Below are 15,520 nucleotides of genomic sequence, written 5' to 3' on the forward strand. Positions count from 1 at the left end.
CTAATCCGCCCTACGCGTCCCTACTCATCCCTACTCCGACCTCCGCAAAAACATTCCGAACGCCCTTGGGCCGTCGCCGGTCTTGATCTCACCGACGACCTTCAACTCGGCCGCGTCGATGATGTCAAGCGTATTGCTCTCCCAGCAGGCGACGATGACGCGCTTGCCGTCGGCGGTCGCGTTAATGCCTTCGGGATAGTCGCCGACATTGATCCGCTTGATCGGCTTCAGGCTCGCCAGGTCGAACACGCTGACGGTGCCGCCATATTGATCGCTGACGAAGCCGCGGCCTTGCGTCAGCGCCACCGCATAGGGCCGCATCCCGACCGGCACGCGCGCGATCTCGCGGCCTTGCGCGATGTCGATCACCGAGACGTCGTCGGAGCCGACATTGGCGGTGTAGGCGCGCTTGCCGTCGGCATCGATGGTGACGCCGAACGGACGGGTGCCGACCTTGATCGCCGCCTTGCGCTGGCGCGTCGTCGTGTCCACCACCGAGACGCTGTCGTCGTCGCGGTCTGCCGAGAGCAGCAGCTTGCCGTCCGGCGTCACCGCCAGCCCTGAGGGTGAAGCGCCGACCGCGATGCTGGCAGTGACGGTGCGCGCGGCCGTATCGATCACCCGCACCGCCGCAGCATACCAGTCGGCGACATAGACCGTCCTCCCATCGGGCGCCACCGCAATGCCGAGCGGCCCGCCACCGACCTCGATCCGCCCCGCCACCTGCCGCGTTGCCGCGTCCACCACGGTTACCGCCTTGGCGTCGGGGCTCGTGACATAGGCAAAGCGGCCGTCGGCGCTGACGGCCACGCCCGCCGGCTTGCCGCCGACGGAAATGGTTGCGACGCTGCGCGAGGTCGCGAGGTCCACGACCATCAGATCGTCGCTGAGCTGGTTGGTCACGAACGCCTCTTCGGCGCACGCGCTGCCGAGACCAGCCCGGCAAAGGCCGGCGGCGAGCGCCGCCAGGACCAGCGTCCGCAAGACCGGTGCCCGCACGATCAGCTACCGCTCTCGATCTTCTTCTTGAGCGACTCGAGGCCGGTCCTGTAGAGCCCGCTCACCGCCTTCATCGCGGCCTCGTCGCTCAGCTCCGGCGGCGGATCGTTGTTGGGAAAGCCGCGATAGAACGCGCCGGCCCATTCCAGCTTCGCCTTGCCGTCGGGCGCGGGCGATACCGTCAAGGTCGAGGAATAATTGGTCACCGGCAGCGCCTTCACGTCGACCTTGGTGATCCGGTACGAATAGCTCAGCATGTCCGGTTCGTATTTGTAGAGCTCCTCGTCGACAGTCGCTCCGCCCGTGAGCGTCAGTTGGCGCGTCGCGCCGATCTCGTTGCCCTTCTCGCCCGTGGTCTTGGTGACGATCGGGAGCCAGCTCATGTCCTGGAAATTGGAAATCGCGGCCCAGACCTTCGCCGGCGGCGCACTGATCTCGATGGATTCCCGCACCTTCTGCCGGGTCGGCCCGTGTGCCCAGGCCGGACCAAAGGTCGCTGCCAAGCCTGCCGCCCCCATGACAGCCAGCGCCGCCACCACGGCCGTGCGCCGTCCAATCGTCACCCTCATCTCGCTTCCTCATACGTCCAGTTGATTACGCGCGACTTCAGGCGCGCTGCGGTCATCCTAGCGTATTTTGAGGCCGAGGGGAGACCGGTTCGTGGCACCGTTGCGGCAGAGGTCGGCACAACCCACAACCCGTTGCGCTGCCTGTCGGGCAAAACACCCCATGGGAGGGTCAATGCTGCCAGGCCACAATAATTCGCTTTACTAGAATTCGGAAATGTCGCATGTTTCTGCCACCTCATCCCGGGCCGAGGGGCGGATCGCGATCGTCACGAACGCGGGATGGGAGGTGGTGGACGCGGGCCGCGTCGCGCGCAGTCGGTTTTGCAGGGCGGGTCACACCGTGAGCAGGCAACGCGCGCATACGACAGGTGCAGCCCGCGTACGGCAAAATCGTGTGGTCCTGGCGCCCGAGGTTCTGGCGTCAAGTCTTGGCGGTGATGTGGCGGCCCAACCGGGTTCGCAGCATCAGCCATCCGCAAGACAACGGGGGCAATAGTGCATCGCTCCCCGGGGAGAGCACGACATAAGCCGTAAAACCACTGCGCAGGGAAGGCCGGATGTTTGGCTTCACCTGTATGCCGCTGTGCAGCTATTTTTAGCACACGCTTCGCACAGTGGACCGCGGGTGCTAGGTCAGCACCCGGCCTTCCCTGCGCCCTCGGCACTCCCAAGGGCGGTAACGGCCGCAAAGCTCGGGCACGATGTGTCGCGAGAACGGGACGCCGCGCGTGCGATTGAGTTTCGAACATGAAGACGAATACCGCTCTCGTGCCCCGGACGCAGCGCAACGCCCCGGCGATGCGAAGCATCGTCCGGTGCGGTGCGCTGCAGAGCCGGGGCCCATGCAAACGCGCGCCGTGCAGCCTCCTGGGTCCCGGCTCTGCGCCGCATCGCTTGCGCGTTGCGGCTTGTCCGGGACACGAGAGCGGAGGATGGCATACCCGCGGAACGATTCTGGATTGCTTCGCTGCGCTCGCAATGACGACGAGGAGAGCGAGAACCGGTCCCGTCTTTCGATCACTGCCCCAACGTAGTCTCAACAAATCCGCGCGGGTCCGTGCAGAACTCCCGCATCACCCGATAATGATCCGTCTCTTCCACCGTCACAGGCTCCAGGCCGTATTTCCCGAGCCGCAGCAGCCGCGCGTTGGGATAGGCCATCAGCATCGGCGCGTGCGTCGCCATGATGACCTGGCAGATCCGGGACTCCTCCATGCGCCGCAGCAGCTTCAGGAATTCGATCTGCCGCGCCGGCGACAGTGCCGATTCCGGCTCGTCGAAGATGAAGATGCCTTGGCGCTGACAGCGCTCCTCGAAGAAGCGCAGAAAGCCTTCGCCATGAGAGTGCGACAGGAAATCGGGACCAGATTGGCCGGCATCACGCGCGGCCTTGTCCAGATACCGCGCCACCGAGAAGAAACTCTCGGCACGGAAAAACCAGCCATTGGTGATCTTCGGCAACCAGCTTGCACGCAGCGCCTTGGAGAGTTGCCCGCCCATCTTCTCGCGCGCTTCAGAATGATCGACCGGCATGTAACCCTTGCCGCCTCCGGCATCGTCGTAGCCGGCAAGCGCTGCAATGCCTTCGAGGATCGTCGACTTCCCGGTGCCGTTCTCCCCGACGATGATCGTGATGGCGCTGTCGAACTTGAGCTCGAAATCATCGGGGAAGATAGGCAGGCAAAACGGATAGGCCTTGCGATCACCCACTTGAAGCGGGTCGAGCCAGACCCGCTTCAGATACGGCGCCGGCAAGTTGATGGTGCGGTGACCTCTCCGGCTCATAGCCGCCTCTCTGTCCGTTCCGCCAAAGGACATTTCCCAGCAAGAACGTAACGGGAACGACCAAGTTGCGCAACCGGCAGAATCTGCCCGGCGCAAGCCTAGAGGGCAGCCTAATCCAGCGCCTCCAGCACCAACTCCATCGTCATCAGCACGGGATTGTCGCCGCGGACCAGGCGCCCCTCCGCGAGGCCGCCGGTGTAATCGACCAGCGCGACGTCGAGCGCAGCTTCGAGCGCGCCGGAGTGCCCGAGGGCAATCAGCCCGGCCGTCACCGCAAGCTCAGTCGCAAATGGCTCGGTCACGCCGCCATGGGTGAAGCGCGCGCCGATGGTCGAACCCACGCCGCCGTGGATCTTCGCACGCGTCACGCCATGCGCACGGCAGAACTCTTCGAGCGAGCCAGCAAAATCCTGGTTCGGGCGCAGGCGGAGCGGATACGCGCGGCTCGTCGTGCGCGCGCCCGTGCGCTCCGCCGCCACCGGCCCGAACAGCTTGAAATTGGTCTCGGGATCGGGCTCGGCGGTGAACATCGCGCCGTCGATACCGAAGGCCTCGACCTCGAACGGTTCGGCGACGACCGTCTCGTCCGGCAGCATGTGGCCACCGCTGGCCTTGCCGTCGGCCTCCGTCCACAGCCCATGGCAATGAAAGAACGGTGCGCCGTCGCGCGTGCCGAGCGTCATGCTGCCGAGCCTCAAACGCGTCACACCGCGGGGCCGAAACGTGTCGCTGTAGAACGCGGCGTTCTCGCCGGTCTTCGACAGCGCCGGCATCACATAGCCGAACGGCCCGAGCACACCGTGCCGGAAGTTCAGAACGCCGCCGGCAAATCCCTCGGCCGCAAAGGCGCGCCGCGCGGCTTCCAGCAGCGGCAGTCCTGCCGGAAGCGTGAACGAGAAGGCACGCCCCCTCGCCTCCACCCATTGGATGCGTTCTGCGTGCGCCGCGCCCGGCTGCTTGATACTCCGCATCGCCTACGCTCAGCCGACTTTCGTCTTGTCGAGATCGAGCAGCCCACGCGCCTCGAGCTCGTCGCGCACCATGCGTTTCGGGATCTTGCCATAGCCGGATTTCGGGAGCGCCTCCCAGAAGAAGAACCGTTTCGGCATCTTGTAGCGCGGCACCTTAGGCGAGAGGAACGCCGCCATCTCGGCTTCGCTTACCGGCTTTACGCCTTCGCGCGCAACGCAGACGGCGACGCCGACCTCGCCCCAGGTCGCATCGGGCACGCCGAGCACGGCGACCTCGCCGACCGCGGGATGCGTCAAAATCTTCTCCTCGATCTCGCGCGGATAGATGTTGGAGCCGCCCGAGATGTACATGTCGGAGGCGCGGCCGGTGATGTAGACAAACCCCTCCTCGTCCATGTGGCCGAGATCGCCGGTGCGGAACCAGCCGTTGCGGAATGCCTTCGCATTGGCCTCGGGGTTGTCGTAATAGCCGGCGAGAACGGCAGGGCCGATCACGCAGATCTCGCCGCTCTGGTTGGCCGCGAGCTCGCGGCCCTCGTCGTCCTGGATCGAGACCTGCATGCCGGTGCGTTCGAAGCCGCAGGTGCCGATCTTGGCATGCGGCCCGTCCTCGGGATCGTGCAGCGCCGCTGGCAGCACGGTGATGTTGCCGGTGACCTCGCCAAGGCCGAAATATTGCACGATGACCTTGCCGAGCTTCTTCAACGCGGTCTTCTGGTCCTCGCGATACATTGGCGCGCCGGCATAGATCACGTGGCGCAGCGAGGTGTGGTCGTATTTGTCGACGGCGGGGTGCTCGACCATCATCTTCAGGATCGTCGGCACGGTGAAGAGATTGGCGACCCGATGCTTTTCGATCAGGCGGAACGCCTCGTCGATGTCGAACTTCTCGGTCGGCAACAAGACGGTGCAGACGCCGCGCGCGGTCTGCACCAGCTGATGTACGCCGGCGCCGTGCGACAGCGGCGCGACCACCAGCGAGGCGTCGTCCTCGGTGACGCCAGGTGTCAGATCGGCGAGATGGTTGGTGACGACAAATCCCATCTGGCCGTGGGTCAGCACCGCCGCCTTGGAGCGTCCGGTGGTGCCGGAGGTGAAGAAGAACCAGCAGGGATCGTCGTGCTCGACGTCGGCATTCGCGATGCTGGCGCCAGCCTGCGCGGCAATGGCCTCGGCAACCGAGCGCTCGCCGAACGCGGCCTTGCCGTCGATGCTCCAGGTGAACTCGAGCGCCCCACCCTTCACGGCTGCGGCATGCTCGGGAAAATCGACATGGCACAGAAACGCCTTGGCGCCGGAGGCCTGCGCGAGATAGGTGACCTCATCCGGCATCAGGCGGAAATTGGTGGGCACCCAGACCGCGCCGAGCCGGAATGCCGCGAACATCGACAAGAACATCTCGTCGCCGTTCTTGGAGTGGACCAGGATGCGGTCGCCCTTGGTGATGCCGCGTGCGGCGAGCGCCGCCGCCAGCGCCGAGACCTGCGCGTCGATCTGGCGCCAGGTCCAGGATTTGTCACCCCAGACGAAGCCGGGACGCGTTCCATGCCGCCGCGCATTCTGGGTCAGCATGTAAGCGAGATTCATGACGCGGCGGGACATGCGCAGGGGCTGCATCGGGCTTCCTCTTCGAGGGCGGACGGCACGCTGGCCAGCCGCTCATTGCAGCCCATTTATCGCCATGACCGGCGCCCCTGCAAGGCCAGCGGCCGCGGACCTGCCCTACGGCTGCTTGAACGTAAACGGCGTCGCCGTGATGGCCTTCTGCTTGAAGCAGGTCTGCGGACCAAAGCCGCCGCAGTAGCCGCCATGCAGATCGAAGCGCACGGTGCGCGCGGCGCCGCGCTTCATCGGCCGCGCCATAAGCTTGTAGCGGCGGACATTGCCGTCAAACACCTCGCGCACGCTGCCATCCGGCAACGTCACCAGGATCTTCATGACACAGCCGCCGGTTCCGCAATAGGTCGTCTCGCGATCGCCGCATTTGGTGTCCTGGAAATCGACGATATAGTCCTCGCGACCGTCGCCGGTGAGGTCGATCCTGCGCACCGTATCGGGCGCGAAGGTCACCTCGCCGCCGTCCTGGCCGGTGCATTCCTCATTGGCGTAGCGCAGCGCCTTCTGCACGCCGGGCGGATAGTCGGAAGGATTGAACGGCTTTGCATCCTCGGCGCGCGCGGCAGAGGTGAACAGAGCAAGCATGAGCATCAGATAACGCATGCGGGTTGGTCGCCGCTACAGCCGCGATCGTTCAGGGAATTTTAAACATGATCGGCGCACCCTCGCTCAGTCCTCGCGTACAGAGTGCCGCATCATGGTCAAAGCGCCTGCCTTCCTCCTGTTGTCGCTGGCGCTGGCCGGATGTGCCGTGGCGCCGCAGGCGCATCTGGCGTCCGATCCCGCCTTCAAGCCAGCCCGTTATGCCTGGGATGGCGCCGGCGAGGATCCCAATCGGCCACGTGCTGCCTCACCACCAACACGGACCGCGACCCGATCCGAGCGAAGCAGCTCGCAAGCCGGGCTTCAGCCCCATTCGAAGGAATGGTGGCAGGCGCAGGATGCAAGCGAGGCCGAGCAGGATGCCAGGGTCAACCGCTCCCTGGTCATCTGCCAGGGATGCCTGCGCCCGCAGCAGCAGCTAGAGGATTCCAGGCTCGCCAAAGCGGCCGATTGAACCGAACGGCCTCAATATCGGAAACCGGCCGGCGCGACCGTGCGTTATGACTCGGTGCGCGAGGCTGGCAGCTGGAAGATCGACAACATGAGCAGCGTCATCAACAACAAGGACCATTGCCGCTACGAGCTCGAGGTCGAGGGCCATCTCGCAACCGAGCACTACAAGCTCGACGGCGGCGTCATCACGTTCGAGCACACGGACGTGCCGAAGGAGCTCGGCGGCAAGGGCGTCGGCTCGAAGCTGGTGCAAGGCGCGCTCGACCAGGTCCGCGCCGACGGATTGAAGCTGATCCCGCAATGCCCGTTCGTGAAGGCGTGGATCGAGAAGCACCCGGACTATGCAGATCTCGTGACGAGATAAGGAGCAGGCCCGCCGCCTCTAGCCGACGGGCCTGCCAACATCTACGGCCTATTGTCCGTGCTTGAGCATGTCCTGATCGTTCAGATCCCAGTCCTGCCACAGCTGGAGTATGCCGAGCAGCACCACCACTGCGCCGAGGCTCGTGTGATAGATGCGGAGAAAGCCGTCAGCGGAATAGCCGATGACGTATGGCGAGGCGATGAGCCAGAGTCCGACGAGGATTGTCGTCACCTCTTGCCAGCGCTGCAAGGCGACATATTCGAGCTGGCTGAGGCCAAACACCACCAGGCCGATCGCCACCGTATTCAGAATCATCGTCTGGTGTGCGGCAATCGCCGGATCCTGGATGGGAAACCACGGCGAAGCCACGATGAGCGCGCCGAGCAGCATCCCGCACCAATCTTCCCATGTTCGATGAGTATTCAAGAAACCAAAGTCCGACATCGTAACCTCCTCCAAAGAGGCATACGTCTGCGGCTGGCAATCATGACACTCCGAATGTCTAGCGACCCTGCCGGCCGCATTCGGGCGTATGTCCTCAAGAAGACGTGGGAGCCGCCGTGGAACTTGCAAGAGCGGCGCCGGCAATTATTGGAGCCGGCGTGGTGTTCGCCAGAAATGACTTCTCATACTGCGCTGCAGCTACAGGCACGTGCGTTTGCAGATATCTGCCGTGCGGCAAGCTCCCCTGGCCGCGCCTTGCCAAGGACGGGGACGGGCCCCTAGATCAACGCGTAAGGCGCACGTCGGAAGGATCTTGCATGGCCGCACCGGTACGGGACAACAAGGACAGGAGCCGCTTCGAACTCGATATCGGCAGCGGTATAGCCTTCGCCAACTACCGGCTGACGCCGACGGCGGTCATCATCACCCACACCGAAACGCCGCGCGCGCTCCGCGGCCGTGGCATCGGCTCCGAGTTGGTCAAAGGCGCGCTGGACTTGATCCGGCGCGACGGCAGGAAGGTGATTGCCGGCTGCGGCTTCGTCGCCGACTATCTCGACAGACATCCGGAGGATGCGGATCTGGTCGCCTGAGAGCAAAAGGGCCCGCGCGATGGCGGGCCCCTGCGGCACGGCCGGCGGTGGGTCAGTGCTTGATCTCCGGCGGCAGCTTGCCGCCATTGGCGGCGAGCTTGGACATCACCTGCTTGTGCAGCCAGACGTTCATGCTCGCCGAGTCGTTCATATCGCCGCTGTAGCCGAGCTCCTTGGCGAGGTCCTTGCGGGCTGCAAGGCTGGAATCGATGTCGAGCGCCTTCATGAGGTCGACGATCGAGGTGCGCCATTCCAGCTTCTCGCCCTTGTGCGCGGCCACCGCCTTGTCGACGATCGCCGCGACGTCGACCGCGGCCATGGGTGCTGTGGCCGGCGCCGATGCTTCCGGCGCGGCTCCGGCGGGCGAAGCTGCGCCACCGGCGGGCGCGGCGGAAGCCGGCTGGCCACCAAAGATCGCGCTCATGATTTTCCCGAAAATGCTCATATCTGCTCCCCGAAAAGGATCCGTTGGAAGGGCCTTGAGTGGCACTTATAGACCAAGTCACTGCGTTGCGCCCGCGGAGTTCTGCGAACCAACGCGCAGCATCAGCTTATCTGCGGCGAAATGACGACCGAATGACGCCGTCGAGGTTGCGCTGCGGCATCAAATCTCACCCACGCGTGAGGGACAGGACTCGGAAATGGGCGTACGCTTCACGTTCAGCTCGCGATGCCGTCCGGAATTCGCGTCTGGTCGGAATCGTGAAACTCAAGAAATGGCGGCCGCTCGCGCCGTTTGCCGGCGCCGGATTTCGGCCGCTCGGCAAGGGAGCTAGCGACCATGGCCACATTCTACCAGGGCAATGTGCCTACAACGGCCCGGACCGCGGATGCGGCTGGACCTGTCATTCGAACCATCCAGCTGTCCGATCTGCATGATGTGCTCCGGCGCGGCTGGGACGATTTCAAGGCCGTTCCGAGCCACGCCATCGTTCTCTGCGTGATCTATCCGGTGCTCGGCCTCGTGCTCGCCCGCGTGGTGATGGGCTATTCGGTGCTGCCATTGTTGTTTCCGCTCGCCGCCGGCTTCGCGCTGATCGGCCCCTTCGCGGCGCTCGGTCTCTACGAGCTCTCGAGCCGGCGCGAACGCTATGAAGAGGCCAGCGCCTGGGATGCCATGGAGGTGCTGCGCTCGCCCTCGTTCGGGGCGATGCTCGGTCTCGGCACTTTGCTGCTCGCTCTGTTCGTGACTTGGGTTGCAACCGCGCAGGCCATCTATGTCGCCGCGTTCGGCTATGAGGGCGTGACCGGAATCTCGGACTTCGTGACGCGCGTGCTGACGACACAGCAGGGCTGGTGGCTGATCGTGGTCGGCTGTGGCACCGGCTTCCTGTTCGCGCTCGCCGCACTTTGCATCAGCGCCGTGTCGTTCCCCTTGATGCTGGACCGCCATGCCGGTGCGTTCGAGGCGATGAGCACGTCGCTGCGCGTCGTCGCGAAGAACCCGGTGCCGATGGCGGCCTGGGGCCTGATCGTGGCGGTGCTGCTCGCGCTCGGCACGCTCCCGGCCTTCCTCGGGCTTGCCGTGGTGATCCCCCTGCTCGGTCATGCCACCTGGCATCTCTACCGCAAGGTGATCGTGTCGGAGCCCGGTGCACGTCCGGTGCCGCCCCCGCCGCCTCGTCCGCGCAAGCCGGCTGCCGACTTCCCGGCCAACCTCTTCCCCTGGCGCAACCGGACGGACGCCTGACAATCTCGTGACGTGCGGCCCTGCCCGGCGCGGACAGGGCCGCACGCCTTGCTTTGGCCGCGGTTCCGACCGAGATTGCGCCGCCGGTCAGATCGCTTCACGGAATCCATTTATTCGAATGACCTCGACGATTTCTCGTCTCGCTCTCGCAGCTTTCGCCCTCTCCGCGTCAATCCTGTCCGCCCAGCCAGCGCTCGCCGCGGTTGCCTGCGGTTCGGGTAATTTCGATGCCTGGCTTGCCGACTTCAAAACCGACGCTGCGGCCAAGGGCATCTCGCAGCAAGCCATTGCATCGGGGCTCGCCGGCGTGACGCTGGATCAGAGCGTGCTCAACCGCGACCGTTCGCAAAAGGTCTTCAGCCAGACCTTCGAGGAATTTTCCGGCCGCATGGTGCCGCCGCGCCTGGAGCGCGGCTCCAACAGGATGAAGCAATACGGCTCCGTGCTGTCGCGCATCGAGCAGACCTATGGCGTTCCCGGCGAAGTGCTGGTCGCGATCTGGGGCCTGGAGACCGATTTCGGCGTCAACACCGGCAAGTTCGCCACCATCCGCTCGCTCGCAACGCTGGCCTATGATTGCCGGCGCGCCGAGCAGTTCCGCGCCGAGCTGATGGATGCGCTGCGCATCGTCCAGCGCGGCGATCTCGCGCCCGCCGACATGAAGGGTGCCTGGGCCGGTGAGCTCGGCCAGACCCAGTTCATGCCGTCGTCCTGGATGAAATACGCCGTCGATTTCGACGGCAACGGCAAGCGCGATCTCCTGCACAACGCCCCCGACGTGCTGGCCTCCACCGCCAACTATCTCGCCGGCTATGGCTGGCAGAAGGGCAAGGATTGGCAGCCCGGCAGTCCGAACTTCGAGGTGCTCAAGCAGTGGAACAAGAGCGAGGTCTATTCCAAGACCGTCGCCTATTTCGCCACCCAGCTGGCCCGCGCCCCCTAGGTTCCCTGGGCTACACGCAGGTCCGGCTTGCTCGGCGGCCAGCCTCTCAGACGCATTGCCCTACTTGCCCGCATTGCCACGTCGGCAACGGACGCTGCTCTTTGCACAATAATGAATAAAGATTCATTTCTAATGTCTTCTGCCTTATGCGAATCATGCAGGCAAGACTTGAGTTTAGAAGCTGCTGAATTGGCTGCCCGATCATCCATCGGCACCATATTCGCTTATGACAAGATCCCGGGCTTGCTATTAACACCGTGATTTCACGGAGGTTATGTCTTGGACCTGCTGATTTTGCGCGCACATCGCGGCGGACTGCCAAAGCGTTAAGCGTGTCTTACCTAGGCTATGCACCCAGCGCCTAGCTGCATCGCAACATAGGAACTTTCGCACTGCACCACTCTCATCTATATTCACTTCAACGATGAGGCCCGGGCAAGGGCTGAATCGAACTACAGGAGACTACCAATGCTGCTCTCGCTCATCCGCATGATCCAGGCCTTCCGGGACTATCAGCGCAATGTTGCCGAGCTGTCCCAGCTCAGCGATCGCGAACTGGCCGACATCGGCCTCGATCGCTCGGACATCCCGCGCGTTGCCGCCGGTCAGTATCAGGGCTGATATCGTTCAGCCCTTCACCGGACCGACCGATAGCGCCCGCCTCGTGCGGGCGTTGTCGTATCTGGTGGCAGAAAACTCGATCTCGGCGATTCCACTGACCGCCGAAAAGCGCTACCTGTCCGCCCATGACAGGATCCCTATCCAACATTGTGCACGTGATCGGCGCAGGCCTTGCCGGCTCCGAGGCCGCCTGGCAGGTCGCGAAAGCCGGCGTCCCCGTGGTGCTGCACGAGATGCGGCCCACCCGCATGACCGAGGCGCACCGCACCGACGGGCTCGCCGAGCTCGTCTGCTCCAATTCATTCCGCTCGGATGATGCCGCCAACAACGCCGTCGGCCTCTTGCACGCGGAGATGCGCCGGCTCGACTCGCTGGTCATGCGCGCGGCCGATGCTAACCAGGTGCCCGCCGGCGGCGCCCTTGCGGTCGACCGCGATGGTTTCTCCGCGGCCGTCACCAAGGCGCTGCACGACCATCCCCTGATCGAGATCGCCCGCGGCGAAGTCGCAGGCCTGCCGCCGGAAGACTGGAGCAACGTCATCGTTGCCACCGGCCCCCTCACCTCCGCCCCGCTGGCCGATGCCATCCGCGAGCTGACCGACGAGAACGCGCTCGCCTTCTTCGACGCAATCGCGCCGATCGTCCACCGCGAATCCATCGACATGTCGGTGGCCTGGTTCCAGTCGCGCTACGACAAGGTCGGCCCCGGCGGCAACGGCGCCGACTACATCAACTGCCCGATGACCAAGGAGCAGTATGACGGCTTCGTCGCCGCGCTGATGTCAGGCGAGAAGACCGAGTTCAAGGAGTGGGAGACCAACACGCCCTATTTCGACGGCTGCCTGCCGATCGAGGTGATGGCGGAGCGCGGCCCCGAGACGCTGCGCCACGGCCCGATGAAGCCGGTCGGCCTCACCAACCCGCACGATCCCACCACGAAGGCCTATGCCATCGTGCAGCTGCGTCAGGACAACAAGCTCGGCACGCTCTACAACATCGTCGGCTTCCAGACGAAATTGAAATACGGCGAGCAGCAGCGCATCTTCCGAACCATTCCCGGTCTGGAGAAGGCTGAGTTCGCCCGCCTCGGCGGCCTGCATCGCAACACCTTCCTGAACTCGCCGAAGCTGCTCGACAGTCAGTTGCGCCTGCGCGCGCTGCCACGGCTGCGCTTTGCCGGCCAGATGACGGGCTGCGAGGGCTATGTTGAATCGGCCAGCGTCGGTCTGATCGCCGGTCTCTATGCGGCGGCAAACGCGCGCGGCGAGACGCTTGTCGGTCCACCGGGCACGACCGCGCTGGGATCTCTGCTCGGCCACATCACCGGCGGCCATATCGAGACCATCGAGCCCGGCACACGGTCGTTCCAGCCGATGAACATCAATTTCGGCCTGTTCCCGCCGCTTGCGACCGCGCCGACCAAGAAGCCCGACGGCACGCGCCTGCGCGGCAACGAGAAGACGGTGGCCAAAAAGCAGGCGATGAGCGCACGGGCGCTCGCCGATCTCGATCGCTGGATCGCCGATCATTTGCGCATTGCTGCAGCCGCGTGAGCTTGCAATGAGCCTCCCCAAAGACGACGCCGCAGAGCTCTCGGCGCGCTGGACCGAGGGCGTGCTGCTCAAGCGCGACGTGTTCTCGACCGTCGAGCGCGGCCGCTTCCGCGGCGAGAGCGGCGAGGTCGACGCGGTGCTGCGGCGGCTGGACGAAGTGCCGTGGTGGTCATTCCTGCTGGCGCGCCATCTGTTCGCCCGCGAGAAGCGTGCGCTCGCGCTCGCCAAGGGCCTCGATGTCGGTCCCGAGCTGCTCTGGGCCGGCCGCCGCGCGCTGGTGCGTGGTTTCGTCGACGGTGTCGCTCTGCATCTGGCAAAGCCGCATGGCGACCTCGCCTATTTCCGTTCGGCCAAGGCCGCCCTGCGCCGGCTGCGCCGCGCCGGCATCTGCCACAACGATCTTGCCAAGGAGCAGAACTGGCTGGTCGGCCGCGACGGCCACGCCTATGTCACCGACTTCCAGCTCGCGGCCTGCTTTGCGCGGCGCGGGCGGCTCTATCGCATCCTCGCCTACGAAGACCTACGGCACCTGCTCAAGCACAAGCGCTCCTACGCGCCGGAAGCGCTGACGCCGCGCGAGCGAAAGATTCTCGCCAAGAAGTCGTTCGCGGCCAGCCTGTGGCTCGCCACCGGCAAAAAAGTCTATCGCGCCATCACGCGCGGCCTGTTCAACTTCACCGACCGCGAGGGCGGCGGCCGCCGGCTGGTCAATGATGCGCCGGTCCTGACCGAGTTGATCCGCAAGAACCCGGCCGTACGCGACACCGCTATCGTCGCGTTTGCCGACCGCCGCTCGGGCGTCGGGCTCTATGCCTTCGTCGAGGCGGATCAAGCCATGCTCGAAGGCCAGTTGCGGAACGAGCTCACGGCAGCGAAGGGGCCGAAGCCGCCGGAACACATCCAGGTCGTGCACGCGCTGCCGCGCGACACCAGCGGCAAGCCGCGCACCGAGATCCTGCAGCTGGTCGCCATGAACCAGCTCGACCTGATCGAGCCGATGATGAAGAACGACCAGGATCGCGCATTCCTCAAGGACATCCTTGAACAGCGGAAGAATCTGCGCGACCGCTTCAACTTCGAGGCGGATCTACCGGCAAGCTAGCGCCTTGAAGCGTCCACATTGGCGAAAGAGAAGCGGTCGAACAAGGCAGACGCGGTGGGGTCATGGGCGCTCGGGGGACGCTGATTTATCGTGTGGTGGGCGGTCTGATCGCCGGCCTTCTGCTAGTAGCCGCGCCCGCAAGGGCTGACTCCCCGGCCGAGCTGATCTCGAGCTTCCGCCTCAAGCACGGTGAAGTCCGGGTCGTCCGCGATGCCACGCTCGACCGCATCGCCATGGACCAGGCCAAGGCGATGGCCGCCAAGGACGATCTCAGCCACGATGCGCTCGGCCCGTTCAACCGCCGTGTCGCGCCGGCCGGCGCTGGCCGCGCCGCCGAGAACATCGCCTACGGCTACGATAATTTCGAGAAGACGCTCGGACAGTGGATCGACTCGTCCGGGCACCGCAAGAACCTGTTGCTGCACAACGCCTCCCGCGTCGGCATCGCCAGCGCCAGGAACGCCAGCGGCAAGCGCACCTATTGGGCCATGGTGATCGCGGGCGATTACGAGCCGAAGGGCAAAGGCAAGAAGAAGGACAAGGACAAGGAGCCCGTCGTTGCCGTGAAACGCGAGGCCGCGCCGGCAAGCAAGCCAAAGTCCAGCAGCTGTCACATCAAGCTGCTCAGCCTTTGCATCTGAGGCAGGACAGTTTCAGCCGCGCCGTGCCGCCTCGATCGCGGCGACATCGATCTTCGTCATCCCCATCATGGCATCAAAAGCGCGCTTGGCTTCAGTGCCGCCAGCCGCCAGCGCCTCGGTCAGCACGCGCGGGATGATCTGCCAGGAAATGCCCCATTTGTCCTTGCACCAGCCGCAGGCGCTTTCCTGCCCGCCATTGCCGACGATGGCGCTCCAATAACGGTCGGTCTCCTCCTGATCGTCGGTCGCGATCTGGAACGAGAAGGCCTCGTTGTGCTTGAAGATCGGACCGCCATTGAGACCGAGACAGGCAACGCCGGCGACGGTGAATTCGACGGTGAGCACGTCACCGGCCTTGCCGGACGGGTAGTCGCTGGGCGCTCGGTGCACGGCGCTCACTGCGCTGCCGGGGAACGTCTCAGCGTAGAAGCGGGCAGCCGCCTCGGCGTCCTTGTCGAACCAGAGGCAAATCGTGTTCTTCGCCATTTGCGAGTCCTTTCCATTCCCCAGCATCACGCTCTATCAGCCTAGGTACCGGAATCAATGCCCCAGGAGCACCTTCCGTTTGCCGG

Annotated in this window: 19 protein-coding genes; 9 read left to right on the top strand and 10 right to left on the bottom strand. The window is 64.8% G+C overall.

Translation table 11 applies throughout. From position 1 onward, the window contains the following. Positions 1 to 30 precede the first annotated feature (30 nt). The 6 genes from IVA79_RS25470 to IVA79_RS25495 all read right to left on the bottom strand — a co-directional run bounded on the left by IVA79_RS25470 (position 31) and on the right by IVA79_RS25495 (position 6,532). A complete protein-coding gene (locus tag IVA79_RS25470) occupies positions 31 to 984 on the bottom strand; it encodes a cytochrome D1 domain-containing protein (protein ID WP_247558293.1) in 954 nt (317 codons plus the stop codon). A gap of 17 nt (positions 985 to 1,001) precedes the next feature. After that, a complete protein-coding gene (locus IVA79_RS25475) occupies positions 1,002 to 1,568 on the bottom strand; it encodes an SRPBCC family protein (protein WP_247558086.1) in 567 nt (188 codons plus the stop codon). Positions 1,569 to 2,585: 1,017 nt separating this feature from the next. Further along, complete coding sequence (locus tag IVA79_RS25480; protein WP_247558295.1) at positions 2,586 to 3,353, bottom strand: AAA family ATPase; 768 nt, start codon at positions 3,351 to 3,353, stop codon at positions 2,586 to 2,588. 110 nt (positions 3,354 to 3,463) lie between these two features. After that, positions 3,464 to 4,324, bottom strand: a complete 861-nt coding sequence (locus IVA79_RS25485; RefSeq protein ID WP_247558088.1) for a DUF296 domain-containing protein — start codon at positions 4,322 to 4,324, stop codon at positions 3,464 to 3,466. 9 nt (positions 4,325 to 4,333) lie between these two features. Beyond that, positions 4,334 to 5,941 (bottom strand): acyl-CoA synthetase, encoded by a 1,608-nt coding sequence (locus IVA79_RS25490; protein ID WP_247558090.1) that lies wholly within the window; start codon positions 5,939 to 5,941, stop codon positions 4,334 to 4,336. Positions 5,942 to 6,046: 105 nt separating this feature from the next. Beyond that, positions 6,047 to 6,532, bottom strand: coding sequence for a hypothetical protein (locus IVA79_RS25495; RefSeq protein WP_247558093.1), 486 nt, complete (start codon positions 6,530 to 6,532; stop codon positions 6,047 to 6,049). A gap of 106 nt (positions 6,533 to 6,638) precedes the next feature. On the opposite strand from IVA79_RS25495, the gene IVA79_RS25500 reads away from it, so the two are divergent. Together IVA79_RS25500 and IVA79_RS25505 are read left to right on the top strand one after the other, a co-directional pair. Beyond that, a complete protein-coding gene (locus IVA79_RS25500; RefSeq protein ID WP_247558095.1) occupies positions 6,639 to 6,998 on the top strand; it encodes a hypothetical protein in 360 nt (119 codons plus the stop codon). Between the two features lie 87 nt (positions 6,999 to 7,085). Beyond that, positions 7,086 to 7,361: a GNAT family N-acetyltransferase gene (locus tag IVA79_RS25505; RefSeq protein WP_247558297.1), complete on the top strand. Its 276-nt coding sequence runs from the start codon at positions 7,086 to 7,088 to the stop codon at positions 7,359 to 7,361. A 48-nt stretch (positions 7,362 to 7,409) separates the two neighbouring features. Here IVA79_RS25505 and IVA79_RS25510 read toward each other — a convergent pair whose 3' ends face one another. Further along, on the bottom strand, positions 7,410 to 7,805 hold the full coding sequence (locus tag IVA79_RS25510; protein ID WP_247558097.1) for an SPW repeat protein: 396 nt from the start codon (positions 7,803 to 7,805) through the stop codon (positions 7,410 to 7,412). A 317-nt stretch (positions 7,806 to 8,122) separates the two neighbouring features. Here IVA79_RS25510 and IVA79_RS25515 point away from each other — a divergent pair, with 317 nt between their 5' ends. After that, entirely contained in the window at positions 8,123 to 8,398 is a 276-nt protein-coding gene (locus tag IVA79_RS25515) for a GNAT family N-acetyltransferase (RefSeq protein ID WP_247558099.1), read from the top strand. A gap of 52 nt (positions 8,399 to 8,450) precedes the next feature. On the opposite strand, the gene IVA79_RS25520 is transcribed toward IVA79_RS25515, so the two are convergent. Then, positions 8,451 to 8,843 carry a DUF3597 domain-containing protein gene (locus IVA79_RS25520; RefSeq protein ID WP_247558101.1) on the bottom strand — a complete coding sequence of 131 codons (393 nt, stop codon included), beginning with the start codon at positions 8,841 to 8,843 and terminating at the stop codon, positions 8,451 to 8,453. Positions 8,844 to 9,058: 215 nt separating this feature from the next. Then, the gene (locus tag IVA79_RS36845) at positions 9,059 to 9,181 is read right to left on the bottom strand and encodes a hypothetical protein (protein WP_256465657.1); all 123 of its coding nucleotides are present in this window, start codon (positions 9,179 to 9,181) and stop codon (positions 9,059 to 9,061) included. Between IVA79_RS36845 and IVA79_RS25525 the strand changes: the two genes are divergently transcribed. From IVA79_RS25525 to IVA79_RS25550, 6 genes are all read left to right on the top strand, one after another. Then, positions 9,180 to 10,088: a DUF2189 domain-containing protein gene (locus IVA79_RS25525; RefSeq protein WP_247558103.1), complete on the top strand. Its 909-nt coding sequence runs from the start codon at positions 9,180 to 9,182 to the stop codon at positions 10,086 to 10,088. The two genes, IVA79_RS36845 and IVA79_RS25525, sit on opposite strands and share 2 nt — an antisense overlap. A 118-nt stretch (positions 10,089 to 10,206) precedes the next feature. Continuing rightward, positions 10,207 to 11,031 carry a lytic murein transglycosylase gene (locus tag IVA79_RS25530; protein ID WP_247558105.1) on the top strand — a complete coding sequence of 275 codons (825 nt, stop codon included), beginning with the start codon at positions 10,207 to 10,209 and terminating at the stop codon, positions 11,029 to 11,031. Between the two features lie 468 nt (positions 11,032 to 11,499). Further along, a complete protein-coding gene (locus IVA79_RS25535) occupies positions 11,500 to 11,652 on the top strand; it encodes a DUF1127 domain-containing protein (protein ID WP_007590701.1) in 153 nt (50 codons plus the stop codon). Positions 11,653 to 11,777: 125 nt separating this feature from the next. Continuing rightward, positions 11,778 to 13,205: a methylenetetrahydrofolate--tRNA-(uracil(54)-C(5))-methyltransferase (FADH(2)-oxidizing) TrmFO gene (trmFO, locus tag IVA79_RS25540; protein ID WP_247558107.1), complete on the top strand. Its 1,428-nt coding sequence runs from the start codon at positions 11,778 to 11,780 to the stop codon at positions 13,203 to 13,205. A 7-nt stretch (positions 13,206 to 13,212) separates the two neighbouring features. Beyond that, positions 13,213 to 14,307 (top strand): serine/threonine protein kinase, encoded by a 1,095-nt coding sequence (locus tag IVA79_RS25545; RefSeq protein WP_247558109.1) that lies wholly within the window; start codon positions 13,213 to 13,215, stop codon positions 14,305 to 14,307. Positions 14,308 to 14,369: 62 nt separating this feature from the next. Then, on the top strand, positions 14,370 to 14,948 hold the full coding sequence (locus IVA79_RS25550) for a CAP domain-containing protein (RefSeq protein WP_247558111.1): 579 nt from the start codon (positions 14,370 to 14,372) through the stop codon (positions 14,946 to 14,948). Between the two features lie 12 nt (positions 14,949 to 14,960). Here the strand turns inward: IVA79_RS25550 and IVA79_RS25555 are convergent, their stop codons facing one another. Then, positions 14,961 to 15,434, bottom strand: coding sequence for a VOC family protein (locus tag IVA79_RS25555; RefSeq protein WP_247558113.1), 474 nt, complete (start codon positions 15,432 to 15,434; stop codon positions 14,961 to 14,963). Between the last annotated feature and the right edge of the window lie 86 nt (positions 15,435 to 15,520).

The organism is Bradyrhizobium sp. 138 (genome assembly GCF_023074075.1).
Lineage (GTDB): Bacteria > Pseudomonadota > Alphaproteobacteria > Rhizobiales > Xanthobacteraceae > Bradyrhizobium.